Source organism: Nocardia sp. NBC_01499, from assembly GCF_045040275.1.
GTDB lineage: Bacteria > Actinomycetota > Actinomycetes > Mycobacteriales > Mycobacteriaceae > Nocardia.
Window position 1 is genome coordinate 4,987,289 of sequence record NZ_CP109426.1, and the last position, 26,603, is coordinate 5,013,891.

Sequence of the window (26,603 nt, forward strand, 5' to 3'; positions counted from 1 at the left end):
CAATCACCGCCGGTCGCGGCTCTTCTCCTCCGATTGCAGGTTGGCCATGATCTCGGCGACCGAAAGCCGACGCTCGGGCATATCGGAGTCCGGGTCGGCCTCGGCGCGACGGCGCCTGCGCGAACTCGCGGTGCCGACCGTCGGGCTCTCCGTCGTCGGCCAGGCCGTCGGCCGGGCCGCCTGATATGACGGGGCGGGCTTCGGCGTCGGCTTGGGCGCGAACTTCGGTGCGGGCGCGGGCTGGATGACCGGTCCCTCGGTGAAGGCGTCGGCCCAACCGGACGCGGACTGCTCCGCATCGTCGTCGCGACTGTCGTCGGTCTCGGCGGCTTCGGCCTCGTCCTCGTCGTGTTCGAGGGAGACCGCGGCGGTCTCGGCGGTGACCGGGTCATCGAAGGGACTGGCGAACAGCGGCGGCTCGGGATGCTCGGGAACGAACACCGGGGTCACTGTGCTGCGCGTTTGCTGATTCGACGGTACGGACCAGGGTCCGGCATTCGCGGAGCTATTGTTCGCCGGTTCGCCGACCGCGCTGGGCAGCTCTTGAATCCGGGTCGCGTCGGCGCGCAGCGCGGGTCGATCCATCGGCAGCTCGCCGTCGAAAAGCCGCTGCAGACTGGTCCGGAGCACGGTGAGCTCGGCGCGCAGCGCGGCCAATTCGGTGGCGTCGGCGCCGACTTCCTCGCGTACTCTGGCCTCGATGCCGAGCTCGAATTCGCGCCGGGCGGTGACCTCGCGCTCTAGCTGCAACTCGTAAACGGTCTGCAGGTCGCGAACCTTGGCCTTGTCGATCGTCGCTTCCTTGCGATACCTAGTCGCAGCTAACGCCCCGATGACCGCCGCCCAGAGCGCGGCGACCAAGCCGATCCGCACGAACTGCAAGCTGTTGCTGAAGACCAGGAAAACGCTGGCAACCAGCCCGAGCAGAATCAATACGCCGATGAACAGTTTTCCCGCGTCGTCCCGCCGTCGACGGGAAGTGCTGGTACGGGAGGGTGAAACCATGCTCGCCAGGGTAGCTTGATCGACTCGTCACGCCCACAACTCCGCGCGGCAATTCCGAGTCCGATATTTGCTATGTAGTAGCCGGATCGTCGGTCGGGTCCTCGGGAGCCCGGCAGCAATACTCGAGCCACAGGGCCGCAGCAACCAAAGCCACCCCCGCCAGCATCCCGACGATCGCGCCTGGACTGTCCGCGGCGGCCGCGCCGAGGGTGCCCCGCTGCGGGAAGACCCAGCAGAGGAACCCGAGCCACACACCAGCGGCGATCGAACCGACCTGCAGCGACGCCTTGGCCAGCGCGACCGCGCGGGCCGCGGTGATCGGATGCAACTGATGCCTGCCGTTGCCGAGCTCGTTGTCGTTGACCCTGGCCCGGATCACGAACCCGAGCACCGCCTCGATGGCCGCGACCGGATACAGCGACGCGCCCGCGTAGGTCGAGATCGGCGGAAAGCTGTTGTAGGCCATCCGCGTCGCGACCCACGCGACGATGGCGGCGATCACCACGTTCGCCACCAGGTCCAGGATTCGCGTCGGTTTCAGCTGCACGGGGCCGATCCTTCGGCGGCGGGTGCCAGCGATAGCTCGGTCCGCCGCACACCCGCGCGTTCGGCGGCGGACAGCTCGTCGAGCAGGTCCGTGACCGCCCGCACGCTGCCGTCGACCTCGAGCATCGCGTCCTGTGCCACGTCCAGCCACGGGACCAGGACGAACGCGCGATGATGCGCCTGCGGATGCGGCAAGGTCAGTTCCGGGTCCGTGCTGCGGACGGGTACCAGCTCGCCGTGCACGCGCTCGGCGCACCAGATCACGTCGACATCGAGTGTCCGTGCGCCCCAGCGCACTTCGCGGACCCGATCGGCGGCCCGCTCGAGCCGCTGGCCGTGGCGCAGCCAGTCGAGCGCGCCAAGCTCCGGATCCTCGACCACGACAATGGCATTGAGGTAGTCGTCCTGTTCGACGCCGCCCCACGGCGGGGTCGAGTACACCGGTGACACGGCGACGACCCGATCACCGAAACCGGCGACCACGCTGCGCAGATGCGCGAGCCGGTCGCCCATGTTGGAACCGATGGACAGCACGGCGCGGCTCACGACCGCGCTCCTCGGGCCGCCGCACGGATGGCTCGCTTACTCACGCGGGCTCCCCGCGGTGCCGCGAGGTGACCACTCGGACGTCGGCGAAGGCGTGCGGGATCGGCGCGGACGGCTTGTGCACGACCACCTCGACCGAGGTGATGCGCGGATCGGTCATCACGTCGTCGGCGATCTCCGAGGCCACGGTCTCGATGAGGTCGCGCGGTTGGCCCTCGATGATCCGCACGGCGTTCTCGGCGAGTTCGCCGTAATGCACGGTGGCGACCAGGTCGTCGGAGGCAGCGGCGGCGGCGAAGTCGACCCACACGGTCAGGTCGACGACGAATTCCTGGCCGTCGCGGCGTTCGTGATCGAACACCCCGTGATGACCGAACGCCCGCAGCCCGCGTAGCTCGATCCGGTCGGCGCCGCGCTGGATCGACGAATCCTGCTGCGGCGCAACCTGCTCGGCGTTGGCCGGGATTGCACTCATCGATGGGCTCCTTGCGAGCTCGGCTGGTTGGACCTGGCGGCGGCCTGCCAGGCGTCGGTAACGGTGATGGCGTCCAGCGAGGCGCGCACATCGTGCACGCGCACGCCCCAGGCGCGGTGCATGGCGGCCAGCGCCGAGACGGTCGCGGTGGCGGTCTCCCTGCCGTCGGGCGGGCGCGGGCCCGAGTCGTCGGCGAGTAACGCGCCGAGGAAGCGTTTGCGGGAGGCGCCGATCAGGATCGGCAGTCCGTTGTCGACCAGTTCGGGCAGCGCGCCGAGCAACGCCCAGTTGTGCTCGGCGTTCTTGGCGAAGCCGAGGCCTGGATCGAGAATCAGCCGAGCGGGGTCGACGCCCGCGGCGACGGCCAGGTCAACCTGGGCGGTCAGCTCGGCGAGCACCTCGGCGACCACGTCGTCATAGTGGTCGGCCGGGCCGGTGTGGCGGTAGTCCGCGCCCGCCCGCCAGTGCATGAGGATCCACGGGACATCCGCGGCGGCAACGACTTTCACCATGTCCGGATCGGCGCGGCCGCCGGACACGTCGTTCACCACCGAGACTCCCGCCGCGAGCGCGGCCTCGGCCACGCTGGCCCGCATGGTGTCGACGCTGGTCGGCACGCCTGCCGCGACCAATCCGCTGATCACCGGAACGACCCGCCGCGCCTCGGTTTCCGGGTCGATCCGCGCCGCGCCCGGCCTGGTCGACTCGCCGCCGATGTCGATGAGGTCGGCGCCTGCCGCGTACAACTCGACGCCGTGCGCGATGGCGAGGTCGGGATCGAGGTAGCGGCCGCCGTCGGAGAACGAATCACTGGTGACGTTGACGACGCCCATCACCACACAGGAGCGACCGCCACGCGCGAAGCTGCGCCCACCTGCGATCATCTGGTCCTCGTTCACTTCCGGAGAATGAGATCGAGAGCCTCGGAGCGCGAGGACGGACTTGACTGGAGCAGGCCGCGCACCGCCGAGGTGGTGGTGCTCGCGCCCGGCTTGCGGATGCCGCGCATGGCCATGCACAGGTGCTCGGCCTCGATCACGACGATGGCGCCGCGCGGGTCGAGCTTGCGCATCACCGCGTCGGCGATCTGGCTGGTCAGTCGCTCCTGCACCTGCGGGCGCTTGGCGTACAGATCGACGACACGGGCCAGCTTGGACAGCCCGGTGACCCGGCCATGCTTGCCGGGGATGTAGCCGACGTGCGCGACACCGTGGAACGACACCAGATGGTGTTCACAGGTGGAGTACATCGGGATATCGCGGACCACCACCAGTTCCTGGTGCCCCTCGTCGAAGGTGGTGTTCAGCACCGCGTCCGGCTCGACGTAGAGCCCGGCGAACATTTCCCGGTAGGCGCGGGCGACGCGGGCGGGCGTATCGAGTAAACCGGGGCGGTCGGGATTTTCGCCGACAGCGAGCAGCAACTCGCGAACCGCGGCTTCGGCCCTAGCCTGGTCGAACGGTTGACCAGTTTCGAGAGCGATGAGCTCCTGCCTGGTCACGCCGTTGCCGGAACCGTTCTCGTCAACACCGTCCGAATCGGCGAGCGTGTGGCCGCCGAGGTGATTGTTGGCCGACAATCGAGGACACCTCCAAAATCTCGGGTCCCGGCAATTACTCGGCACCCCGATGGTCGAGCCTAATCGTCACCGCTCGCGGCGCGAGCAATAGGCCCGGAGGCGGCGGCTCGCACGACCGGGAAGGTCGCGCGAGCGCCGCCCTGCTTCAGTGCCGACCGTTGTTCGGTCCATCCCACTCGCTGTTGTCGCCCTCGCCGTTCGGGTTGGGGCGGCCCTGCTCGTCGTAGCCGGGGCGGTCGCCGTAGTTGCCGCGTTCGTAGCCGCCGTCCTGCGGGCCACCCTGTTGCGGACCCCACGGGGGTTGGTAGCCCTGGCGCTGCTGCGGCTCGGTCCAGCCACTCGGCTGACCCGGCTGCTGCTGCTCGTCGCGCGGCGGCCAGCCCGGGGCCGACCAACCGGCAGGAGCGCCGTAGTCCGGCCGCGAGCCGTGCGTGCCACCGCGCTGCGGGTAGTTGCCCTGCGCTGGTCCCTGCGGCACCGGGTAACCGGTCGCGGGCGGTGCCGGGTAACCGTATTGCGGCGACGCGGTGTAGCCGCCCTCCTCCGGATAACCGTTGGCGGGCTGAGCCACCCCGGCCGGCAGCGGTGCCGGGATCTGCTCCGGCGGCGGCCACGGCTCGCCGCGCTCGAGCGCCAGCTCGCCCGGGGTCTTCACCGGCGGCTTGTTCGAGGGCACGCGATCGCCGAAGTCGTTGAACGCGGTGATCCTCGGCCGCTTCTGCACCGCGGCGAGCAGGGTTTCGAGTTCCTTGCGGTGCAAAGTCTCTTTCTCAAGCAGCGCCGTCGCCAGTACGTCGAGCACGTCGCGGTACTCGTTGAGGATGGCCCACGCCTCGGTGTGCGCGGCCTCGATCAGGTTGCGCACCTCCTCGTCGATGGCACCGGCGACCTCGTGCGAGTAATCGGAGGCCTGGCCCATCGAGCGACCGAGGAACGGATCACCGGCCTCCTGGCCGTAGCGCACCGCGCCGAGGCGCGAGCTCATGCCGTATTCGGTCACCATCGCGCGAGCGATCTTGGTGGCCTGGTCGATATCGGAGGACGCGCCGGTGGTCGGCTCGTGGAACACCAGTTCCTCGGCCGCGCGGCCGCCCATCGCCATCACCAGGCGGGCGATCATCTCCGAGCGGGTCATCAGGCCCTTGTCGTCCTCGGGCACCGTCATGGCGTGGCCGCCGGTGCGGCCGCGGGCCAGGATGGTCACCTTGTAGACGGGCTCGATATCCGGCATCGCCCAGGCGGCCAGGGTGTGGCCGCCCTCGTGGTACGCGGTGATCTTCTTCTCGTGCTCGCTGATGATCCGGCTCTTGCGGCGCGGGCCACCGACGACGCGGTCCACCGACTCCTCGAGCGAGTCGCCGGTGATGACGGCGCCGTTCTCGCGTGCGGTGAGCAGCGCGGCCTCGTTGATCACGTTGGCCAGGTCGGCGCCGGACATGCCGACGGTGCGCTTGGCCAGACCGTCGAGGTCGGCGTCGGGCGAGATCGGCTTGCCCTGCGAGTGCACCCGCAGGATGGCGCGGCGGCCGGCCAGGTCAGGGTTGCCGACCGGGATCTGCCGGTCGAACCGGCCAGGGCGCAGCAGCGCGGGGTCGAGGATGTCGGGGCGGTTGGTCGCCGCGATCAGGATGACGCCGGTGCGATCGCCGAAGCCGTCCATCTCGACGAGCAGCTGGTTCAACGTCTGCTCACGCTCGTCGTGCCCGCCGCCGAGGCCAGCGCCGCGCTGGCGGCCGACCGCGTCGATCTCGTCGACGAAGATGATGCACGGGCTGTTCTGCTTGGCCTGTTCGAACAGGTCACGCACGCGGGACGCGCCGACACCGACGAACATCTCGACGAAGTCCGAACCGGAGATCGTGAAGAACGGCACGCCCGCCTCGCCGGCGACCGCACGCGCGAGCAGCGTCTTACCGGTTCCCGGCGGGCCGTACAGCAGAACGCCCTTCGGGATCTTCGCGCCGAGGGCCTGGTAGCGGACCGGGTTCTGCAGGAAGTCCTTGATCTCGTAGAGCTCTTCGACCGCCTCGTCGGCACCGGCCACATCACCGAACGTGGTCTTGGGCATGTCCTTGGACAGCTGTTTGGCCTTGGACTTACCGAAGCCCATCATGCCGCCGCGACCACCGCCCTGCATGCGGGCCATGACGAAGACGAACAGGCCCAACAGGACGATCATCGGCAGCACGAACAGCAGGATCTGGGTGAGCCAGCTGTCCTGTTTGACCACGGTGTTGTAGGAGGCGCCGGAATTCTCCACGGCCTGGAAGACCTTGCTGGAAGTCTCACTGCCACCGGGGTACTTCGCGATGATCTTGCTCTGACCACCGGTCGCGTCGTTGCCGTTCTTCAGCTCGATGCGCAGTTGCTGTTCACGATCATCGATCTGAACATTCTTGACGTTGGCTTTGTCGTTCAGCTGGCTCAACGCGACGGACGTATCGACGTTCTTCCAGCCGCGCGTGTCGTTGCCGAAGTAGCTGAACGCATAGATCACGAGCAAGATGCCCGAGACTATGGCCAGGGTGCGAAACACAGTCTTGCGGTTCATAGAGCGTCGGCCGGTCCGGCCAGTCCTTTCCGGTGTCTCCGGGTTCTTGCTAGCGATGCGTCGGGCGCGTCCGGCTCCGGGAGGGTTCGGATGCGGACATGCCACGTTACCGCGTACGGTCTAGTCGATACATCGCGCAGTTCGGCTGCAGGTGCAGTTAAAGGGGTAAACGGCCAAGGGACCTCGGTGGTTCCCGAAGACCCCGGTCCGGGTTACTCCAAGTGGTCACAATCATGGCATGTTCGGCCTATCGTGAGCGACGACACAACACCGCGGTGCGAGCGACGGGCCCGAAGGCGGTAGCTTGCGTAACCACGTAGTAGTTCACCGCGAGCACCGTAAACCCAACAGAGCGCAGGGGGTATGGACATAGTTGAGCTACGGACACCCACAGCGATAGTGCGTCACGGCCGCGGACGATTGATCGTCCTTCGACCTGGCTCCGATGGCGAACGGGTGCTCGACGTACCGATCTCGGACTTACTGAAGGTCCGGTTGAATCGCCGCGCCGACGACGCCGTTGTCATCGAGATATACCTGAGATACCCAACGCCCGTGCTGACCGGTGTGCCCGCTGACCGCACTCCCCTGCCCGTCCTCATCGCCGAACACGACGTGCCCGCGGCGACCGAGATCGTCGACCGGATCAACGGCCAGATCCTGGCGACCCAGCGCATCGACGTGGCCGCCCCCGATCTGAACCCGCCCGCTCCGACCTGGGGCAAGTCCGGCCCGACCCGCGCCGACGTCGACCGCGCCGTGCGCCGGATGGCGCCGCACCGCGAGGCGAAGTCGGCCATCGCCGCGCTGCACCGATACGTCACACCGGACGAATACGTCCTGGAAACCGCGATCGCCGTCGCGCACAAGCCAGCGGGTAGCGGCCCCGGCCTGCTCGCCGCGACCACCGGGCGGCTGCTGTTCATCTCGATCGGCACCGGCGACCGCTACGCGCACGAATTTCCCATCCCCGCCGTGCTGTGGGCCCGCAATACCGACGGCACGCCGGTGGTGGCCGGTGAGATCGGCGCGACCCGCGGCGAGACCGGGATGGATGTGCACGACGGCAACATCACGCTGCATTTCACCGGCAGCGATCGAGCCGACACCGAGCGCGTCACCCTCGCGGTGAATTTCGCCGTGCGCCGCGATTCCGCCGACGGCGGTGCCGGTCCGGCCGATCCCGGTGTGGCCCAGCTGTATTCGGAGTGGGAGCTGCTGGTCGAGCGGCACTCGCTCGGCATGGTCGACGACGCCCAGTTCCAGCGCTACGGCCGCGGCATCCTGCGCTCCCTGCCCGACGGCGGCTAGCCGATCAGGCCTGCACCACCGGCGGCACGGTCAGGCTGATCCGCCGCCACGGGCTGGTCGGGCGCGTCCACAGGCGCAGCAGTTCCATCCGGCGGTCGACGCCGCCGTTCTTCAGTTCGGCGAGGTCTTCGCACGCCTGCCAGTAGGTCCAGCCGGTCAGGTAGGCGTCGCCGAACTGACGCCAGTTGCGGTACTTGGCCTGTGCGATGGGCAGTGCCCTGGCCAGATAGTCCCAGGCCAGGTCGGCGTCCAGATATCCGGCGGTGAACGCCATCCGCGCGACGGCGACAACGCGGGCCAGGTCCCACGCGTGGATATCGCTGGGCAGCGGGCGGGCGAGGTGATCGGTGAAGCCGATCTTGATGGCCTGGGACCAGATGTCGTAGTCGCGGACCAGCGCCTCCGGGTTGTCCATGCCGCGGAACGAGCCGACCTGCCGCAGGAACGCCCGGTGCCGATCGGCGCGCTCGCCGAACCGGTCCCGCTCGCTGGCATTGATCGAGGCCATCACCAACGGGTGGACCAGTGCGTACAGCGGCGCGTGCATGCCGTCCAGCAACTGCTCCATCGAGGCCTGCGCCTCGGTCGCGTCGGTGATGCCCCACGCACCGGTGAGCGTGTCGATGGCGAGCTCGCGGCGGTCGCCGAGCGGATGCTCGCGCTCCGGGCCGAGCAGCAGCGCATCGTGAAAGGCGTCCCAGCGCGCGGAGTAGAAGGCGCCGAGAGCGAGCGCCCGTAATTCGTCATCGGCGACCGCGGCGCCGGACCAGTGGTCCTCTTCGCGCTGATCCAGCTCCTCGTACGGGAAGGTCGTCAACGTGGGTACACCGCGGGCAGGCATGCCACCAGTGTTCCCCATAGATCTTGGAAGAGCCTGTGTAATGAGGCGAATTCTGCGTGTCCCCGCTGGCGCGCCGGATTTGCTCGTCCCCTATTCGCGAATGCCGGGACCGTCGCGCGCGCTGTCGGCGCGAAGCGAATTTCATACCGGGAGCTTTCTTGCCCTGCCGCATACCGTGCGCGAGAGCTACTGTGCTCGCATGAGCAGTAACATCACCCTCCTTCGCGGCCTGGAACCTGCCCCTACCGAGCAGGAAATCTATGCTGCCGCACTGCAGTACGTGCGCACGGTCGGTGGTGTGTCCGGCCTGAGTTCCACCACCAAGGTCGCCGTCGACAAGGCCGTCACGGCCATCGCCGCGGCCACCACGCAGCTGCTCGCGGACCTACCCGATCGCCCGGTCGCCGCGCCGACGGAACCGCCGTTGCGCCGCGTCGCCGCTGGCGAGACGACGACCGACTGATCACTGCCTGAATTCAGGGCAGCGCGGCTACCCCGTAGGCGGCGACGCAGGCAAGCGCTACCTCCAATGCCAAGCTGCGCTGCTCGATCGGGTGACCGAGTAGTTCCTCGATGCGCTGGATCCGGTAGCGAACCGTATTCTTGTGCACCCCAAGCAGTTTCGCCGTGGCCTCGGGGCTGCGATGGCTTTTCAGATAAGCGTGCAGCGTCTCGCGCAGCCGCGCCGCGTTCGGATCCGATCCGGACAGTGTGCGCAATTCCCGGCCGATCAGGCCGCGCATCGCCGTGTCGTCGGCACCGGCCAGATAGGCGATCTCCACCTCGCGATAGCCGATGACACGTGCCGATCCCGCCGGGCCGCGCTCGGCGACCTGCCTGGCGGCCACCGCCTCGCGATGGCTCTGCCGGAATCCGGCGACCTGCCCCGCCGGCACGCCGAAGGCGATCCGGACCGGCGATTCGACCAACCCGGCGGCGACCCGCTCCAACGCGCCGGGCTCCTGCTCGATGCGGGCAGGATCGGCGCCGGGTAGGTCATCGAGTCCGGCCCATGCCCACATGCCGCTCGACCCGGACGCCGCGGTGAGCACTCGGCCGTTGCCGATCTCGGTTGCCACCCGGGTGGCGACTCGCTCGAGCAGTCCGCCGACTTCACCGTCCCCGCTGCCCGATTCGCTCTCGTCGGTCCACAACACGAAGGCGATGTGCCGCTGCGTGAGCCGGTAGCCGAGCCGGGCCGAGGCCTGGTCGAGGTCGAGTTCGTCACCGGCCAGCAGCGCGCGGATGGTCTCGGTGCGCCGGTTGAGCGCCGCCCGCAGGACTCGCTCGCGCTCGGCCATGTAGGTGTCGGTGAGCAATTCGACCGACATGCTGACCCACTTCGTCGCCCGCTCGAACATCCGCAGCAGCACCGCCCGCTCGATCTCCTGCGGGGCTTGCCGCTGATCGATGGCCTCGGTCATGTAGTCGAGCACCGCTTCCATGCCGACGTGATATGTCCGCAGCAGCATGCGCAGTTCGAATCCGCGCCGCGCGATCGTGCGAGCGAAGGTATGCGCCTCTTCCGGCAGCGCGAAATCGAAAGTGTCGCTGGTGATTCCGCTCAACATGACCCTGGCGTGCGCGCGCGTGCTCGCGGCGAGATCGCGGCGAACGTCACGGTCGGCGAGTTCAGGGACGCTGGCGATGATCGCGCTGTCGAGCCGGTCAACGATCTGCTCGAGCGTCTCGGTCCGCATCGTCTCGTAGACGTACTCGGCCAGCCAGTCGCGGACCACTTCGCTGTTGGGTCCGACACGTTCGGGTGATGCGGCGGTCACAACTCCTCCGATTTGTTCTTTGAGCACAAATTTGCTCAGCCCGATTGACAAACTGGGCCAAGAAACTCCCCTCACATTGTGTCACGATCATAGTTCAGTGGCCTGATTCACATCCGTCAGCCCATGCGGTTCACAGCACAACGTCAGTGGGAGAACAGCGTGACCAATACCGACCCAGCGCCCGGCGCGACCAAGAAGACACCGCCGCGGAAGACGGCCGCGAAAAAGGCAGCGGCGCCGGTGCGCCCGGAGCCGGTGGCCGAAGGTCCCGCCGTCATCGAGGTGCGCAATCCAGGCACCGGCGCGATCGTCGGAACGGTGCCGGTGGCCAGCGCCGACGAGGTCGCGGCCAAGGTCCGCGAGCTGCGGCTGTACCAGCCGGAGTGGGAGGCCATCGGCCCGAACGGCCGCAAGGAATGGCTGCTGAAGTTCCAGGACTGGCTGATCGACAACACCGACACCGTCGCCGACGTGGTGCAGTCCGAGACGGGCAAGCCGCGCGTCGACTCGCTCATCGATCCCGCGTTCGCGACCGACCTGATCGGCTACTACGCACGCCGCGCCGCCAAGTTCCTCGCCGACGACCACCCGTCGCCGCACAGCCCGCTGGCCAGGGTGAAGAAGCTGACCACCGCCTACAAGCCCTATCCGGTCGTCGGCGTGATCACCCCGTGGAACTTCCCTGTCGCCATGCCAGCGCTCGACGTGTTCCCCGCGCTGGCCGCCGGTGCCGCGGTCATTCTCAAGCCGTCCGAGGTGACGCCGCTTTCCGCGCTCGAAATGGCAAGGGGCTGGGCCGAAATCGGCGCACCGCCGGTCTTCGCGGTGGTCACCGGCGCCGGCGCGACCGGCGGCGCGGTCGTCGGGAACGCCGACTACATCCAATTCACCGGCTCGACCGCGACCGGCCGCAAGATTGCCGTCGCCTGCGCCGAGCGGATGGTCCCGTACAGCCTGGAACTCGGCGGCAAGGATCCGGCGATCGTGCTTGCCGACGCCGACCTGGATCGTGCCGCGCACGGCATCGCGTTCGGCGGCATGTTCAACTCCGGGCAGGTGTGTATCTCGGTGGAGCGGGTGTACGTCGAGGCGCCGGTCTACGACGAGTTCGTGGCCAAGCTGACCGCGAACGTGCAGGCGCTGCGCCAGGGCATCGACGGTCGCGAGTCCAAGCACGACGTCGGCGCGCTGGCCAACGAGAACCAGACGAACATCGTGCAGCGCCACGTCGATGAGGCCGTCGCGGCCGGGGCGAGGGTGCTCACCGGCGGCAAGCGGGCCGGGTTCGGCACCGCGTTCGAGCCGACCGTGCTCGTCGACGTCGACCACACCATGTCCTGCGTCACCGAGGAGACCTTCGGGCCGACCCTGCCGGTGATGAAGGTTGCCGACGAGGCGGAAGCCGTTCGGCTGGCCAATGATTCGATCTACGGGCTGTCCGCGTCGGTGTGGACCGGCGACAAGGACCGGGGCGAGCGGGTCGCCAGGCAGCTCAACGCGGGCGCAGTGAACATCAACGACGTCTTCAGCAACCTGTTCAACTTCGCGCTGCCGATGGGCGGCTGGGGCCAGTCCGGCGTCGGCGCGCGCTGGGGCGGCGCCAACGGCGTCCGCAAGTACTGCCGTCAGCAGGCGATCACCGCGCCGATGCTGCCGACCCAGGACAAGGAACTGTTCTGGTACCCGTACTCGATGCCGAAGCTGCTCTTCGCACTCGGCGCCATGCGCGCGGCCGGTGCCCGCGGCCTGCGCCGCATCGACCTGCCCGCCGTTCTGAAGCTCAAGGGAGACAACAAGTGACAGACACGTCGAAGATTCGCGGCAAAGTCGTCGTTATCACCGGCGGCGCCCGCGGCATCGGACTGGCTACCGCCACCGCGCTGCAGGCGCTCGGCGCCAAGATCGCGATCGGCGATATCGACGAGGCCACCGTCAAGGAGTCAGGCACCGCCCGCGGCTTCGAGCTCTACGGCAGGCTCGACGTCACCGATCCGGCCTCCTTCGAGAGCTTCCTCGACGAGGTCGAGCGCACCGTCGGCCCGATCGATGTGCTCGTCAACAACGCGGGCATCATGCCGACCGGCAAACTGGTCGACGAGCCGGATCAGATCACCCGGCGAATCCTCGACATCAATGTCTACGGTGTAATTCTCGGCTCCAAGCTCGGCCTGGCCAGGATGCTGCCGCGCAAGAGCGGCCACGTCATCAATATCGCCTCGCTCGCCGGCGAGACGCACATCCCCGGCCTGGCCACCTACAACGCGAGCAAGCACGCAGTGCTCGGCTTCACCGACACGCTGCGCGAGGAGTACCGGGATTCAGGCGTTCGCTTCTCCTCGGTGCTGCCGACGCTGACCAACACCGAACTCGGCGCGGGCGTTACCGCGCCGAAGCTGTTGCGTCCGGCCGAGCCGGAGGAGATCGCCGCCGCCATCGTGGGGCTGATCGTCGCGCCGAAGTCGAAGGTGCGGGTGACCGCGGTGGCCGGCATCGTCTCGCAGTTGGTCGGATTGCTGCCGGAGGCGATCGGCGACGGCCTCGGCCGGGTGCTCGGCTCGGGTCACGCGTTCCTCGACGACGTCGACGCGGACAAGCGCAAGGCGTACGAGGACCGGGCGCGCAGCGTCTGAATCATTGCCTCGCAGCGGCGCTGCGGTCGGGGAAACCTCCCGGCCGCGGCGCCTTTTCGCGTCTTCGGGGCGGTGCCGCGAGGCGGGCCAAACAGCAATACAAACCAAATTGTGACGAAAATCACTATAGAGGGGGCAAATGACCGCAGGTCGGCCAGAAGGGGGTGTCTAGCGGACGAACAGCAATCGCGCAGACCGCCAGTTCCAACCCCGCCCGCCGTCATCGCGGGATCATCATTGCTGGTCAACCGCCCAACTGTGATCTATCACCGGAAACGGCGGCCGCATGCCGAGAATTCGCGGAGGCGATGGTGCGCCCCACCATCACAAGCAATATGCTGTCCCTAACAAACCTGTCGAATGTTTTGGTACCCGTATCCGAACTTTCTGGCCTGATAAGGCTGGAAATTCAGGACTGATTCTGATAGCAAGGGGCTATGGACCCGCATTTGCGCGACCTGCGGTATTTCGTCGCCGTCGCTGAGGAACTGCACTTCACCAACGCCGCTCAGCGGCTGCACATCGCTCAACCCACCCTGTCGCGTCAGATCCGGCAGCTGGAACGTCAGCTCGACGTGGTCCTGTTCGACCGCAACCAGCGCAGCGTCGCCCTGACCGTGGCAGGCAAAGAGCTCCTCGAGGGCGCTCGCAAGATCCTGGAGCTGTGGGAAGTCACCAACGTCTCGCTGCAGGAGGCGGGTGAGGTGCTGCGCGTCGGCATCCAGTCCGCGCTCGGCCGCGGACTGCTCAACGACCTGGAAAGCGCCAGCGGGCACCGGCTCGCCCTGCACGCGGCCTCGTGGACCGACCCGTCCAGCGGTCTGTCCGGTCGGCAGGCCGACCTGTCGCTGGTGTGGCTGCCGCTGCCGGACTCGAACCGCTACCGCTGGCAGGTACTGCGCACCGAGCCGCGCTGGGTGCTGCTCCCGGAGAACCACCCGCTGGCCGATCGGGAGAGCATCGATTTCACCGACCTGCTCGATGAGCCGTTCATCGCGCTGCCCACCGAAGCCGGTGCGGTGCGCGACTTCTGGCTCGGCAACGACGCGCGCAACGGCCGTCAGCCGAAGATCGGCGCCGAGGCGGCGACACCAGAGGACAAGCTGGAGGCCGTGAGCCTCGGCCTCGGCGTCTGCCTGCTCGCCGAGAACAACGTGCCGATGTACCGCTGGCCCGGCCTCACCGCGCGACCGGTGGCCGGTCTCGCGCCGTGCGAGCTCGCCGTCGCATGGCGGGCCGACGACACGCGACCGACGATCCTCGAATTCGCCGGACGCGCGGTGGACGGCGGGTTCTCGGTGCAGCAGCCACAACCCGCCGTCAGCGCCTGATCAGTTGATGGTGCGCCGCCAGGGGTGCAGCGATTCCAGTTGCGCGGACAACCGCAGCAGGGTTGACTCGCTCCCCGGCGGGCCGGCCAGCTGAGCGGCCACCGGCGTCCCGACATCGGGGTGCATGCCCATCGGGATGGACGCGGCGGGCCAGCCGACCAGGTTCCACAGCGGGGTGAAGGGGGAAAACCGCGAGCTGGCAAGCACATTGGCCAGCCAGCCCCGGCTGTGCCAGGCCCGCGCCTTTGGCGGCGGGCAGGCGAGCGTGGGAGTGATCACCACGTCGTAGCGTTCGAAGTATTCGAGCAGTCGCGCCTCGACCCGGTCGACCTGGGCCGGGCGAACCAGGCGTAGTCGCTGGACAAGGCGGCCGAGCGCAAGGTGGCGGCGGGTGCGCGGTTGCAGGCGCTCGGGATGGGGTAGCGCGGCGGCGTCCCTGGAGCCAACGGCCAACCAGCGCAAGAAGATCGACAACATCGCGTCGCCGTAGGGCAACGTGGTCGGCTCGACGAGATGTCCGGCCGCCGCGGCGACCGAGGCCGCGGTGCGCGCGGCATTGGTCCAGTGCCGGTCGGCGGGAAAGCAGCGATACGGCGGAGCCACGGCTAGACCGATGCGTAGTCGGCCGGGCGGCTCCACCTCGGCTAGGTCCGGTCGGGCGGCAAGCACCGACAGCGCGAGCGCCGCGTCGCCGACTGTCGTTGCGAGCACACCGTTTTCGACCATGCCCGACCACGCGTCGACGCCGACCTCGGCCGGCACCGTGTAGCGGCCGGGCTTGATGCCGAACACACCGCAGCAGGCCGCGGGAATGCGGATCGAACCGAGCCCGTCGTTGCCGTGCGCGATCGGGACAAGCCCGGCGGCGACCGCCGCGGCCGCACCGCCGGACGAGCCGCCCGCGCTGCGCGCGACATTCCATGGATTGCTGGTGATCCGGTCCGGGGTGTCGGTGGTGCCCCACAGCCCGAGCTCCGGCACCGTGGTGAGTCCGACGATCACCGCGCCCGCGGCGCGCAGCCTGCGCACCACCGAATGATCGTCGGCGACCGGCCTTGCGTCGGTGGCCGCCGAGCCGACCCGCATCGTCTCGCCCGCCACCGCGATGTTGTGTTTGATCGCGATCGGCACCCCGGCCAGCGGCAGCACGTCGAGGTCGGCGCGCTGGTCGAGCGAGGCCGCCTCGGACCTGGCCTTCTCGGTGCGAATAACGCTGAAGGCATTGGTGTTCCGGTGTTCGGCGACAATCCGGGCCAGGGTGGTTTCGACCACCTCGGACGCGGTCAGCGAACCGTCGCGGACACCGGCCGCGATGACGGCGGCCGGGCCGCGCGCGATGTCCTTGTCGGCGAGGATTTGGTCGTTCGCGCCTAGCGGACTATCTTGAGCGGGCGCACTCGCCTCGGCTCCAGCTCGGGTAGGCGCGATGACCGCCTGTTGTTTGTGGGTAGCCTGCGCGACCGCCGACTGCTTGGTCGGTTTCTGCGCGGCTGTTTCCGTGCCGGAGGTTTCGGCTTTCGCCGAAGCGTCCGCCACCGCTGTGGCCTTGATCTGCATGTGCTGGTCGTCCCCCGTCGCATCGTTGTCGAATTCGGGTGATCGCTCTTCAGCCGCAAGTTATCATTCCGAATACTGCTCGGGGGATGATGGCGTCGGGTGTGGCGGGAATTTCTCCGCTACATCCACCGACCGACCAGTGCGGATTCTCCGGTGTCCGCCGAGCCACTAGGTCCGAGAATGAGTGCCAACTCCGATAGAAGTTCCGATTCCGCCGCGGGTTTCGACGCGGACGCGGGTTATGGCCAGCGGCTACGTACCGAATTGAGCGCCGTCGAAGCCTTCGCCGCGGCATGGGAAGACGCTGCCGTCGAATCCGCCGAACGCCCACCCGAGATTGCCGAGTATCTGCCCGACGCGCTCACCCTGCGCACCGAGGCGCTGCTCGAGCTGATCCGCGTCGACCTGCGGCATCGCTGGGTGCGCAGGACCATGACCAGCACGCCGGAGCCGAGGACCCGAAAACGTCTCGCCGAATACTGCACCGAATTTCCCGAACTCGAACCACGAAGTATCCCGGCCGGTCTGGTGTACGAGGAGTTCGTCATCCGCAGGCACAGCGGCGAACGGGTGGATCCGCGCGAATGTCTGCGCGAATATCCACACCAGGCGACCGAACTGCGCGCGCTGCTGAACGCCGACGATGTCGATCAGAGCACCAGGCGGGCGGCGCTGGAGGATTCAACACGGACCGCGCTCACCCGAACCAGAGCCGCCTTCGTCGATAACGAATTGAACCGAACCACCGAGCAGACTCGTGGTTCAGAAGTGACCCGAGCGAGCACAACTGATCTGACGGGAACGGCGACAGCCATTCCCACCACGATCGGCACCGGGCCTGGCCGCCTCGACGCGCTCGACCGCATCGAGATCGGCCAGCGGATCGATGATTTCGACCTGCTCACCGGCCTTGGCAGCGGCGCGTTCGCGCGCGTCTTCCTGGCCAGGCAGCGCTCGCTGCAGCGGCTGGTCGCGGTGAAGATCTCCACCGATCACGGCACCGAGCCGCAGACGCTTGCCCAGCTCGACCACGACTACATCGTGCGGGTCTTCGACCAGCGGGTGCTCGACGACGCCGGTCCCGCGCGCCGACTGCGGCTGCTCTACATGCAGTTCCTGCCCGGCGGCACACTGCTCGGCGTGCTGCGCTGGGTGCGGGCAACCCCACCCGCCGAACGCAGCGGTCAACTGCTGCTCGACGCGGTCGACGCGGCGATGGAGGAGAAGGGCGAGATCCGGCCGACGGATTCGAGTGTGCGCGCCGAGATCGCCGCGCTCAGCTGGCCGGAGACGGTGGCCTGGCTCGGCCGCAGGCTGGCCGAGGCGCTCGACTACGCCTCCGCGCACGGCGTGCTGCACCGCGACGTGAAGCCGGCCAATGTGCTGCTGACCGCCGAGGCGGTGCCCAAGCTCGCCGACTTCAACATCAGCTTCAGCCGCAATGTGGAGGGCACCAGTCCGGTGGCCTACTTCGGCGGCTCGCTGGCGTACATGTCGCCGGAGCAGCTCGAGGCCTGTCATCCCGGATTCGGCCGCAGCGCCTCGGATCTGGATACCCGCGCGGACATCTACTCGCTCGGGGTGGTGCTGTGGGAACTGCTCACCGGGGCGAAACCGTTCGACGACAGCACCGCGGGCGCCGATAACCCCGGCGACGACACGACGCTGGAGGCCATGCTGGAGCGGCGCAGCGCCGGAGTGGACGCGGCTGCGTTGCAACAGGTTCCGGCCGATTGCCCGGCGGCGCTGCGCCGGGTGCTGCTGAGTTGCCTTTCGCCGGAGCGCACGATGCGGTGGGCGAACGGGTCGGTGCTGGCCAGGCAGTTGGAGCTGTGCTTGGACGCGCGGGCACGCGAGCTCGTCGATCCGGCGCCGAACAGCTGGCGGCTGCGGCTGCGGCCATGGCTGGTGCTTGTCACGCTGCTGTCGGTCGGGCTGCCGAATGTGCTTGCCTCGCTGTACAACATCCAGCACAACCAGCACCTGATCATCAGCAGGCTGACCGAGGAAGCCCAGCACAGCTTCGTGATCATCACCGGCGTGGTGAACGGGGTGTTCTTCCCCACCGGCATCGCGATCGTGGTGTACATGTCCCGGTCGCTGCTGACGGTGCCGCGCGGGCTACGCAAGGGACGGCGCTACGACCCGGAGACGCTGCGCCATGCCAGACGCGACGCACTGCTGCTCGGCGATCGCGCAGTGGCCGTGGCGTTTTCGCTGTGGGTGCTGTCCGGCATCACCTTCCCGCTGACGCTGCAACTGGTGACCGGCGACCTGCCGGCGCAGGCGATCGTGCACTTCCTCGCGTCATTGGTGGTGTGCGGCGCCATCGCGGTGGCGTATCCGTTCTTCCTGCTGACCTTCTACATGGTGCGCTGCATCTATCCGCTGTTCCTCCGGCACGGCGATATCAGTCCCGAGGACGCGATCTGGTTGCGCGGGCTCGACCGGCGCTGCAATGGCTATCTGGCGGTCGCGGCGTCGGTGCCGTTGCTCGCGGTGGCCGGGGTGACCTTCCTGCCGCCGTCCGATATTCCGCTGGTGATCTTCGCGGTCCGGGTGCTGTGCGCTGGCGGCATCCTCGCGTTCATCGGCTCCTACCTGCTGTTCCGCGCGCTGGAAGCCGATCTGCGCGCGCTGGAGCGGGTCGTCGCGCCCAAATCGACCGGGTCGAATACCGTTGTGGCAGTGGCTGACATCGATGAGAGCGGACCGCTGGAGACGCGCACGTGAGCTCCGCGCGCGCCGACGCCGTCGCCCGGTTCGCCGCGCAGTGGCAACGCAGCCTGCGCGCCGACCCGTTCGCGCCACCGCGGATCGCGGACTACGTGCCCGACGGCACCCAGGTGCGGCTTGCGGTGCTTGCCGATCTGCTGCGCATCGACCTGCGCGAACGCTGGGCGAGAGCCGCCGATCTCGGCAAGCGGATTGCCGAGTACCGCAAGGAATTTCCGGAGGTCGAGCACAGCCCCGAGTTGGCGGACCTGCTGTGCGAGGAATTCCTCGCGCGGCGCCGCCATGCGCCGCTCACCATCAACGAATTCCTCACCGAGTACCCGGAGCTCGCCGACGAGGTGCGAGAACGCCTCGCCGCCTTCGACATCGATGACAGCACCGCCGACTTCGGCACGGCCGAATCGACCGAAGCCATTGCCGCACTGGCCGATCTGGCCCCCGGTCGGCACATCGACGACTTCGACCTGATCACCGACCTCGGCACCGGCCTCCTCGGCCGGGTCTTCCTGGCCAGGCAACGATCCATGCAACGCCTTGTCGCCGTGCGCCTTTCGGCGGGCCGGGCCAGCGCACCGCACACCATGGCGCAACTCGACCACGCCCACATCGTCCGAGTCTTCGACCAGCGGCTGCTGAGCACCGGGCCCGCCGAGGACCTCGGCTTCGACGACCCTTTCGGCTGGGAGACAGAAGATTCCGCCCGCGCCACCGGCGACCCGTCCACCCGCCCGAAACGGCCCGAATTCCACAGCGCACAACGCCGGGGCGCGGACGACACCACCATCCCCGACGTCAGCCAACCCGACACCGATCCCACCGCGATCAGCGGTAATCCGCTTGCCCACGCCGACAACGCGACGGTCGCCTCCCCGCGCGGCCGCAGCACTGATTTCCCGCGACCTACGCGAACCGACGCCACGTTTCCCGGCGCACACATCGCACGGAACAGCGGCGCACCAGTGGACACCGGCCGCCCCCTGCTCGGCGCGGCCGCGCCCCGCCTCGTCTACATGCAGTACCTCCCCGGTGGCACCGCGGTCGGCGTACTCGACCAGCGACGCACCGGCCAAGCGTCCGGCGGTGGCGCGCTGCTGCTGCGCGCCATCGACGCGGCGATGGAGGCGAAAGGCGAGATACGGCCGACGGATTCGAGTGTTCGGGCCGAGATAGCGGGACTGAGCTGGCCGGAGACGGTGGCCTGGGTGGGCAGGCGGCTGGCCGATGCGCTGGATTACGCGGAGCACCACGGTGTGCTGCACCACGACATCAAACCCGCGAACGTGCTGTTCACCGCGGAGGGCATTCCAAAGCTGGCCGACTTCGCGCTGAGTGAGTCGGGCCCGCGCCCGGCCGCGATGAATCCGGCTCAGTACGTGGAGGATTCGCTGCCGTACCGGTCACCGGAGCAGCTGGCCCGCTTCCTCGACCCGGCCGCACCCGCGCCTGGCACCCGCAGTGACCTCTACTCCCTCGGTGTATTGCTGTGGGAACTACTCACGGGCGCAAGCCCATTCGATGACGCACCGCAGGCAAGTGATTCGCCGGCCGAGACCTACGCGCGGATGCTTGCCGTGCGCCGCGACGGCGTGTCCGCTGCCGCACTGGCGGCACTGCCCGCGGACACACCGGCGGCCCTGCGCCGAGTGCTACTGGACTGCCTGCACGCCGACCCGAAACGGCGCTGGCGCAACGGCTCCGAGCTGGCCGGTCAGCTCGACCTGTGCCTCGACGCCCGCGCGCGCAACCTGGCCGACCCGCCGCCGACCAGCCTGGCCTATCGCGCTCGCGGCTGGCTGATCCCGTTCGCCGCACTGTGCGTCGGTGTGCCGAACGTGCTCGCGAGTTGGTACAACATCCAGCTGAACCAGTCGCTGATCATCGATCGAATGTCGGAGACCGACCAGCACAAGTTCGCCACCGTCGGCCTGATCAACAATCTGATCGCCTTCCCGGTCGCGGCGCTGCTGCTGATCTTCCTCACCCGCAGGCCGCTGACCATCGGATTCCGCTTGGCCCGCGGCCGCGAGTATTCCGCGCGCACGCTGGCGAAGGCGCGCCGCGACACCTTGCTGATGGGCGACTGGGCGGTGTTGGTTCCGTTCGGCTTCTGGCTCGCCGCCGGTGTGATCTGGCCGCTCGGCCTGGCCTTCACCGGTGTCGATCTACCACCGAAGACGTTCCTGCATTTCTTTGCGGCACAGGTGGTTTGCGCTGCCATCGCGCTGGCCTATCCGTTCTTTCCGATCATGGTCTACGCGGTTCGCTCGGTGTATCCACAGTTGTTGGTGCGCGGCGGAATCGGCCCCGGCGACGAGCGCCAGCTGCGAAATCTGGCTCGGCGCGGCAACTTCTACCTCGGTGTCGCGGCGTCGGTGCCGCTGCTCGGGGTGGCGGGCGCGACCTTCGTCGACGCCGGGGATCTGGAGTTGGTGATCGTTCCGGTCCGCTTGCTCAGCGTGGGTGGCATCCTGGCTTTCGTGGTTACCTACCGGTTGTTCCGCTGGCTAGAGGCAGATCTGCTCGCGCTCGCGCGGGCCATCCCACAGCGGAAGCGATGACCTCGCCGCGCCCGGTCGGGCGGCTGGTGAGCCTGTCGCATGTGCACGACCCGGCCACCACGCCGCTGTATCCGGACGATCCTGAGTTCCGCACCGACATCGTCGCGACGGTCGCCAACGACGGCTACTACCTGCGCTACATCCAGCAGGGCGAGCACACCGGAACCCATTGGGGCGCACCGATTCACTTCCACGCCGACGGTCTCGGCGCCGACCAGCTCGACCTGGACGATCTGCTGCTGCCAGCGGTGAAGATCGATGTCCGCGAGCGGTGCGAGCGCGACCGCGATTACGCGATCACCGTCGCCGATCTGAAGCAGTGGGAGGGACGGCACGGGCGCATCCCGAACGGCGCCGCGGTGATCGCCTGGACGGGCTGGGACACCAAGTGGGGCAACCCGGAATTCATCGGCACCGCCGAATTCGCCGACCACCAACCGGGTTTCGCGGTCGAGACGATCGAGTGGCTGTTGCGCACCGGACGGCTCGGCCATCGCGGCGCCCTCGGCATCGATACCTTCGGCCCCGATCTCGGCACCGACCACACCTACGCGGTATCCAAGCTGCTCTACGGCGAGCACCGGATCAGCCTGGAGTGTCTGGCCAATCTGGCCGCCATCCCCGCCACCGGCGCCTGGATCCTGGTCGGCAGTCCCCTCTACCGACGCGGCTCCGGTTCGCCGGCAACGATTTTCGGCATCCTGCCCGACCGCTGACGAACGGTGGCTAGGAGTAGACCTTGGGGTGCAGGGTGCCGATGTAGGGCAGGTCGCGGTAGCGCTCCGCGTAGTCGAGGCCGTAGCCGACGACGAATTCGTTCGGGATGTCGAAGCCGACGTGTGCGACGTCGACGTGGGTGCGTAGCGCGTCCGGCTTGCGCAGCAAGGTGACCACCTCGAGCGAGGCCGGGTTGCGCGTGGATAGGTTGCGCTTGAGCCAGGACAGCGTCAGGCCCGAGTCGATGATGTCCTCGACGATCAGCACATTGCGGCCCGCGATGTCCTTGTCCAGGTCTTTCATGATGCGGACCACGCCGGAGGACGAGGTGGACGACCCGTACGACGAGACGGCCATGAACTCCATCTGGGTCGGGATCGGCAACGCCTTGGCCAGGTCGGTCATGAAGAAGATCGCGCCCTTGAGCACGCCTACCAGCAGCAGGTCGCCCTCGGGGGCGTCGGCGGGATAGCGCTTGGCGATGAGTTCGGCCAGCTCATTGGTCTTGGCGGCGATCTCTTCCTGGGTGATCAGAACAGACGCGATGTCGTCCCCGTACACGTCAGCTGTTCCCTTCTGGTTTTCGCTCCCGGACGGCCGACCCATTATGTGTCATCGGCCGCTGCGCAGACGCAGTGTCAGCCTGCCATGTTCGCGCGCCGCGACCAACCTGCTCCCCGCGCGCCCGCCGCCGACCGCGACCCCGCCCTGCCCGCGCCAGTCGGTGACCAGTTCGTCCACCGCGTGTAAATGCTTGCCGGTCAGCGCTTTCGCCCCGCCGGCGAGCAGCCAGGCCCGGATCGCCCTGCGGCGCAGCGCGGCGGGCGCAGTGGCGAGCGTCTCGATCGACAACGTCTCCCCATCACTCGCGGTGTGCAGCAGCTCACCCGCGAGCGCGTCGAGCACCGCGCCGTCCTCGCGCAACTGTTCGGCCGTGCGCGCGAGCGCCGCGGCGGCGCCACCGCCGAGCACTTCTTCCAGTAACGGCAACACCTCGGTACGCAATCGAACCCTGGTGAACTCCGGTGCCACGTTGTGCGGATCCTCGTGCGGCGTCAGTGCCACATCCGCACACAACTGCCGCGTCACCGCCCGCCGCACCCCGAGCAGTGGTCGACCCCACGGCTCGGCCCACTCGGCCATCCCCTGGATCGAGCGCCCGCCGGACCCGCGCGCCAACCCGAGCAATACGGTTTCCGCCTGATCGTCGAGGGTGTGCCCGAGCAATACCGGCAACCCACCGCGTGCCTCGTCCAACGCCGCGTACCGAGCCCGCCGCGCGGCCGCCTCCATTCCCCCGTCGCCCCCGACGTCCACCGCGACGACCCGGGCCGACCGGCACCCAAGCGTGAGCGCCGCCGCCGCGGCATCGGCCGCGACCACGTCGGAGCCCGGCTGTAATTGATGGTCGACCACTAGCGCGTCGACCGCGCCAACTTCGACCACGGCCGCGGCAGTAAGGGCAAGCGAATCCGCCCCGCCGGAGAGCGCGACCGCGACATCCCCGCCCGGTGCATACGCCCCAACCCAGTCCCGGACGGCACGCCGCACCGCCAGCACCGCTGCCGTCTCCGGCAACCGGCGCGGCTCAGCCACCGGCCCACGCGAACCCATATCCGGAGCGTACCGACCCCACTCCGACGCCCCGCTCGGCAGAACTCCCACAGTCACGTACTGGCCTCTTACCCAGGCGAGCTACCGAATCCGCACGCATACTCGGGATCCGCACCGGACGTCCAGCGGGGTGCGGACCTGCGACTAGCCGAGGACGCGGGCGACCCAGCGCTCCGGGTGCTCGATTTCGTCTGTGCGGGGCAGGGTTTCGGCGTTGGTCCAGATGGTGTTGAACCGTTCCATGCCAACTCGGCCGACAACGTCGTCCACGAATGCCTTGCCGCGCACGTACTGCGCGACCTTCGCGTCCACACCAAGCAACGCGCGCATGATCCGTTGCAGCGGATTGGCCGGGCGCTTGCGACGCTGGTCGAACGCGGACCTGATCTGTTCGACCGAGGGCACAACGGCGGGACCGACGGCATCCATCACGTGATCGGCATGACCTTCGAGCAGCGTGCCGAGCATGAGCAACCGGTCGAGCGCCTCGCGTTGCGGCGGCGCCTGGGTCGCGCGCAGCAGTCCGACCACGCCGCGGGCGGCCGGGTCGTCGGGGGCGGTGCCGCGGCGGCGGTCGCGTACCTCCTCGACCAGTCGGGACAGCATCTCGTTGAGCGGTTCGTCGCCGACATCGCCGAGCACCTCGACATTGGCGCGCATGTAGTCGGCCAGCCAGGGTGCGGAGGAGAACTGCACGCGGTGGGTCACCTCGTGCAGGCAGACCCAGAGCCGGAAGTCGCTCGGTGAGACGCCGAGTGCGCGTTCCACCGCGACGATGTTCGGCGCGACAAGCAGCAGCGTGCCGTCCGGCCCGGTGAACGGGTCGTACTGGCCGAGGATCGCGGTGGACAGGAAGGCGAGCATCGCGCCCGCCTGCACCCCAGCCGGTTTGCCTTGCAGCAGCCCGCGCTCGCCGGTGTCCCCGCCGGTGCCGGTGAGCTGACCCATCGAATCGGCGGCTGCCTCGATCCAGCCGGGCCGGTCGACGATCCGGGCGGCGGGCACCGGCTGGTCGTCGAGCAGCCCGCTCACTTCCCGGACCGGTCCTTCGGCGCGCTCGGACGCGGCGGCCAGTTCGGCGACGACCTGTTCGGCCGAGAAGCGCGAGGTTCGCGGGCCGGACGGCACCAGGGCGGCGCCGGTCTTCGCGGCCAGCTTCCAGTCGACGGCACCGGAGAACCCCGAGCGGCCCTTGGACTTCTCGACCGCACCCTCGGCGGCGGGCTCGACCGCACCGGCCGTGCCGGAATCAGCTGGGTCGGAACTTTCTCCGTGCATTGTCAACCACCCGTCACGAGCATCCACAGTTGCGTAGCGTGCCCGCGATCGCGTCCAAGGCGGGCCTGCTCACCTCCGGCGGTCGATCGTTCGACATCAACGCGAAGGTCAGCACCCGCCCATCGGCGTCGAGCACATACCCGACCAACGCGCTGGACACCGACAGAGTTCCGGTCTTGGCCCGGACGAAGCCGGCGCCCTGCCGGTTGTGCTCGACATAGCGGCTGGTCAACGAGCCGGTCGCGCCCGCGATCGGCAGGTCGTCCAGCAGCGGCGCCAATGTCGATGCGAGCCGGTCGTTTTCGGGCCGCGCCATGGTGTCGGCCGGTTGCACCGCCGTCGCCGCGTTCGGCTTGGCCGCGGTCGCGATGACCCGATCGAGCAGCTTGGCCGGAACGCGGTCGTCCACCGACAACCCGCTGTTGTCCTGCATGTCCAGCCCGGCCAGGTCGAAGCCCGCCTTGCCGAGTGCGGCGCGCACCGCGGTGACCGCGCCGCTGAACGAGGCCTCGCCGCCCATCGAGACGGAGATCTCGCGCCCGACCGCCTCGGCGAGGATGTTGTCGGAGTAGACCATCATGTCGCGCAGCCGGTCGCGCAGCGGCGCCGACTGCACGCTCGCCACCTCGGCGGCACCTGGCGTCGCGACGCCGCCGCGCACGCGGGCCGGGTCGAGGCCGAGCTCGGTGGCCAGCCTGCGTCCGGCGTCGAGCGCCGGGGTCGGGGTGCGCGGTGAGTACTCGACCTGCGGTTGCAGCCTGCCGCCGTCGATCATCACCGATTCCATCGGCGCGATCGAGCCGTCATGGATGTCGACCGGGTCCCAGCCCTTGGCCATGCTCGCCCCGGTGTAGGCCGAGGTGTCGACCACGATCGTGTCGACGGCCCGGCCCGAGTTCTTGATCTGGGTGACCAGATCGGACACCCGCGCGGAGTCCGGGTAGTACCCCTTGCCCTCCGGTTCGGCGGTGAGCGTCGGATCGCCGCCGCCGACCAGCACCAGCTCGTTCGGCGCCGCGCCAGCGACCACCTTGGTGATCAGCCGGTGGTCGTCCGGCAGCGTGAGCAGCGCGGCGGCCGTGGTCAGGATCTTCGCGGTCGACGACGGAATCATCGGCCTGGTCGGATCACCGCTCCACAGCACCGTCGCGCTGTCGGCGTCGGTGACCACCCCCGCGAACGCCCCGAGGTCGGGATTGCCGATGACCGGAGCGAGCGCGGCGGCAACACCGGCCGGGCTCGGCGCCGGCGCGTTCGACGGCGCCGGAACGACCTGTGGGTACGGACGGACCGGCGCGGGCGGCGCGGCCGTACTCAGCCCGCCGTGCCGGAATTCGTCGGTCCACGGCTTGATCGTGAGCAGCACGCCACCGCCGGCCGCGAGCACCACGGCGAGCGTGACACCGAGTCCGATCCAGATATTGCGGCGCCGCCGGGCAGCCAAGCCACCGATGTTCTTACCAACCACAGCCCGCAGCTCTCCTCGACTGATTTCCGCAGCAGCCGCCTGCCGCACCCATGTCCCCGCCGACCACACTATCCTCGTT

General features: G+C 68.6%; 22 protein-coding genes. 8 read left to right on the plus strand and 14 right to left on the minus strand.

Annotated features, from left to right (window positions below; genetic code table 11):
- Positions 1 to 3: 3 nt before the first annotated feature.
- The 7 genes from OG203_RS22810 to ftsH all read right to left on the minus strand — a co-directional run bounded on the left by OG203_RS22810 (position 4) and on the right by ftsH (position 6,702).
- On the minus strand, positions 4 to 1,005 hold the full coding sequence (locus OG203_RS22810; protein ID WP_405167626.1) for a DUF6779 domain-containing protein: 1,002 nt from the start codon (positions 1,003 to 1,005) through the stop codon (positions 4 to 6).
- Between the two features lie 70 nt (positions 1,006 to 1,075).
- Complete coding sequence (locus OG203_RS22815) at positions 1,076 to 1,546, minus strand: DUF3180 domain-containing protein (RefSeq protein ID WP_405167961.1); 471 nt, start codon at positions 1,544 to 1,546, stop codon at positions 1,076 to 1,078.
- Positions 1,543 to 2,097 carry a 2-amino-4-hydroxy-6-hydroxymethyldihydropteridine diphosphokinase gene (gene folK, locus OG203_RS22820; RefSeq protein ID WP_405167627.1) on the minus strand — a complete coding sequence of 185 codons (555 nt, stop codon included), beginning with the start codon at positions 2,095 to 2,097 and terminating at the stop codon, positions 1,543 to 1,545. Before folK ends, OG203_RS22815 begins: the two co-directional genes overlap by 4 nt.
- Before the next feature lie 40 nt (positions 2,098 to 2,137).
- Positions 2,138 to 2,572: a dihydroneopterin aldolase gene (folB, locus tag OG203_RS22825; RefSeq protein ID WP_405167628.1), complete on the minus strand. Its 435-nt coding sequence runs from the start codon at positions 2,570 to 2,572 to the stop codon at positions 2,138 to 2,140.
- A complete protein-coding gene (gene folP, locus OG203_RS22830; protein ID WP_405167962.1) occupies positions 2,569 to 3,456 on the minus strand; it encodes a dihydropteroate synthase in 888 nt (295 codons plus the stop codon). The genes folB and folP overlap by 4 nt, the downstream gene beginning before the upstream one ends.
- Positions 3,457 to 3,467: 11 nt before the next feature.
- A complete protein-coding gene (gene folE, locus OG203_RS22835) occupies positions 3,468 to 4,073 on the minus strand; it encodes a GTP cyclohydrolase I FolE (RefSeq protein ID WP_405167963.1) in 606 nt (201 codons plus the stop codon).
- Between the two features lie 223 nt (positions 4,074 to 4,296).
- A complete protein-coding gene (gene ftsH / locus OG203_RS22840; protein WP_405167629.1) occupies positions 4,297 to 6,702 on the minus strand; it encodes an ATP-dependent zinc metalloprotease FtsH in 2,406 nt (801 codons plus the stop codon).
- Positions 6,703 to 7,158: 456 nt separating this feature from the next.
- Between ftsH and OG203_RS22845 the strand changes: the two genes are divergently transcribed.
- On the plus strand, positions 7,159 to 8,013 hold the full coding sequence (locus tag OG203_RS22845; RefSeq protein WP_405167630.1) for a hypothetical protein: 855 nt from the start codon (positions 7,159 to 7,161) through the stop codon (positions 8,011 to 8,013).
- Between the two features lie 4 nt (positions 8,014 to 8,017).
- Here OG203_RS22845 and OG203_RS22850 read toward each other — a convergent pair whose 3' ends face one another.
- The gene (locus OG203_RS22850; protein ID WP_405167631.1) at positions 8,018 to 8,854 is read right to left on the minus strand and encodes a DUF1266 domain-containing protein; all 837 of its coding nucleotides are present in this window, start codon (positions 8,852 to 8,854) and stop codon (positions 8,018 to 8,020) included.
- 199 nt (positions 8,855 to 9,053) lie between these two features.
- Here OG203_RS22850 and OG203_RS22855 point away from each other — a divergent pair, with 199 nt between their 5' ends.
- Positions 9,054 to 9,317 (plus strand): DUF2277 family protein, encoded by a 264-nt coding sequence (locus OG203_RS22855; RefSeq protein ID WP_405167632.1) that lies wholly within the window; start codon positions 9,054 to 9,056, stop codon positions 9,315 to 9,317.
- 13 nt (positions 9,318 to 9,330) lie between these two features.
- On the opposite strand, the gene OG203_RS22860 is transcribed toward OG203_RS22855, so the two are convergent.
- On the minus strand, positions 9,331 to 10,635 hold the full coding sequence (locus OG203_RS22860) for a PucR family transcriptional regulator (RefSeq protein WP_405167633.1): 1,305 nt from the start codon (positions 10,633 to 10,635) through the stop codon (positions 9,331 to 9,333).
- A gap of 159 nt (positions 10,636 to 10,794) precedes the next feature.
- Between OG203_RS22860 and OG203_RS22865 the strand changes: the two genes are divergently transcribed.
- The 3 genes from OG203_RS22865 (at position 10,795) to OG203_RS22875 (ending at position 14,596) form a co-directional block, all read left to right on the plus strand.
- Positions 10,795 to 12,435 (plus strand): aldehyde dehydrogenase family protein, encoded by a 1,641-nt coding sequence (locus OG203_RS22865; protein ID WP_405167634.1) that lies wholly within the window; start codon positions 10,795 to 10,797, stop codon positions 12,433 to 12,435.
- Positions 12,432 to 13,265 carry an SDR family oxidoreductase gene (locus tag OG203_RS22870; RefSeq protein WP_405167635.1) on the plus strand — a complete coding sequence of 278 codons (834 nt, stop codon included), beginning with the start codon at positions 12,432 to 12,434 and terminating at the stop codon, positions 13,263 to 13,265. Before OG203_RS22865 ends, OG203_RS22870 begins: the two co-directional genes overlap by 4 nt.
- Positions 13,266 to 13,702: 437 nt before the next feature.
- Positions 13,703 to 14,596 (plus strand): LysR family transcriptional regulator, encoded by an 894-nt coding sequence (locus tag OG203_RS22875; RefSeq protein ID WP_405167636.1) that lies wholly within the window; start codon positions 13,703 to 13,705, stop codon positions 14,594 to 14,596.
- Here OG203_RS22875 and OG203_RS22880 read toward each other — a convergent pair whose 3' ends face one another.
- Positions 14,597 to 16,153, minus strand: coding sequence for an amidase family protein (locus OG203_RS22880; RefSeq protein WP_405167637.1), 1,557 nt, complete (start codon positions 16,151 to 16,153; stop codon positions 14,597 to 14,599).
- Between the two features lie 180 nt (positions 16,154 to 16,333).
- Here OG203_RS22880 and OG203_RS22885 point away from each other — a divergent pair, with 180 nt between their 5' ends.
- Genes OG203_RS22885 through OG203_RS22895 form a run of 3 tightly spaced genes read left to right on the plus strand, consistent with a single transcriptional unit; the run spans position 16,334 to position 22,163 of the window.
- Positions 16,334 to 18,886: a serine/threonine-protein kinase gene (locus OG203_RS22885; RefSeq protein ID WP_405167638.1), complete on the plus strand. Its 2,553-nt coding sequence runs from the start codon at positions 16,334 to 16,336 to the stop codon at positions 18,884 to 18,886.
- Entirely contained in the window at positions 18,883 to 21,447 is a 2,565-nt protein-coding gene (locus OG203_RS22890) for a serine/threonine-protein kinase (RefSeq protein WP_405167639.1), read from the plus strand. Before OG203_RS22885 ends, OG203_RS22890 begins: the two co-directional genes overlap by 4 nt.
- A complete protein-coding gene (locus OG203_RS22895) occupies positions 21,444 to 22,163 on the plus strand; it encodes a cyclase family protein (RefSeq protein WP_405167640.1) in 720 nt (239 codons plus the stop codon). Before OG203_RS22890 ends, OG203_RS22895 begins: the two co-directional genes overlap by 4 nt.
- A gap of 10 nt (positions 22,164 to 22,173) precedes the next feature.
- Here OG203_RS22895 and hpt read toward each other — a convergent pair whose 3' ends face one another.
- From hpt to dacB, 4 genes are all read right to left on the minus strand, one after another.
- Positions 22,174 to 22,725 carry a hypoxanthine phosphoribosyltransferase gene (hpt, locus tag OG203_RS22900; RefSeq protein ID WP_405167641.1) on the minus strand — a complete coding sequence of 184 codons (552 nt, stop codon included), beginning with the start codon at positions 22,723 to 22,725 and terminating at the stop codon, positions 22,174 to 22,176.
- Positions 22,726 to 22,776: 51 nt separating this feature from the next.
- The gene (gene tilS / locus OG203_RS22905; RefSeq protein WP_405167642.1) at positions 22,777 to 23,778 is read right to left on the minus strand and encodes a tRNA lysidine(34) synthetase TilS; all 1,002 of its coding nucleotides are present in this window, start codon (positions 23,776 to 23,778) and stop codon (positions 22,777 to 22,779) included.
- Positions 23,779 to 23,922: 144 nt separating this feature from the next.
- Positions 23,923 to 25,056, minus strand: a complete 1,134-nt coding sequence (locus OG203_RS22910; protein ID WP_405167643.1) for a zinc-dependent metalloprotease — start codon at positions 25,054 to 25,056, stop codon at positions 23,923 to 23,925.
- 13 nt (positions 25,057 to 25,069) lie between these two features.
- Positions 25,070 to 26,509: a D-alanyl-D-alanine carboxypeptidase/D-alanyl-D-alanine-endopeptidase gene (gene dacB, locus OG203_RS22915; RefSeq protein ID WP_405167964.1), complete on the minus strand. Its 1,440-nt coding sequence runs from the start codon at positions 26,507 to 26,509 to the stop codon at positions 25,070 to 25,072.
- Positions 26,510 to 26,603: the final 94 nt, after the last annotated feature.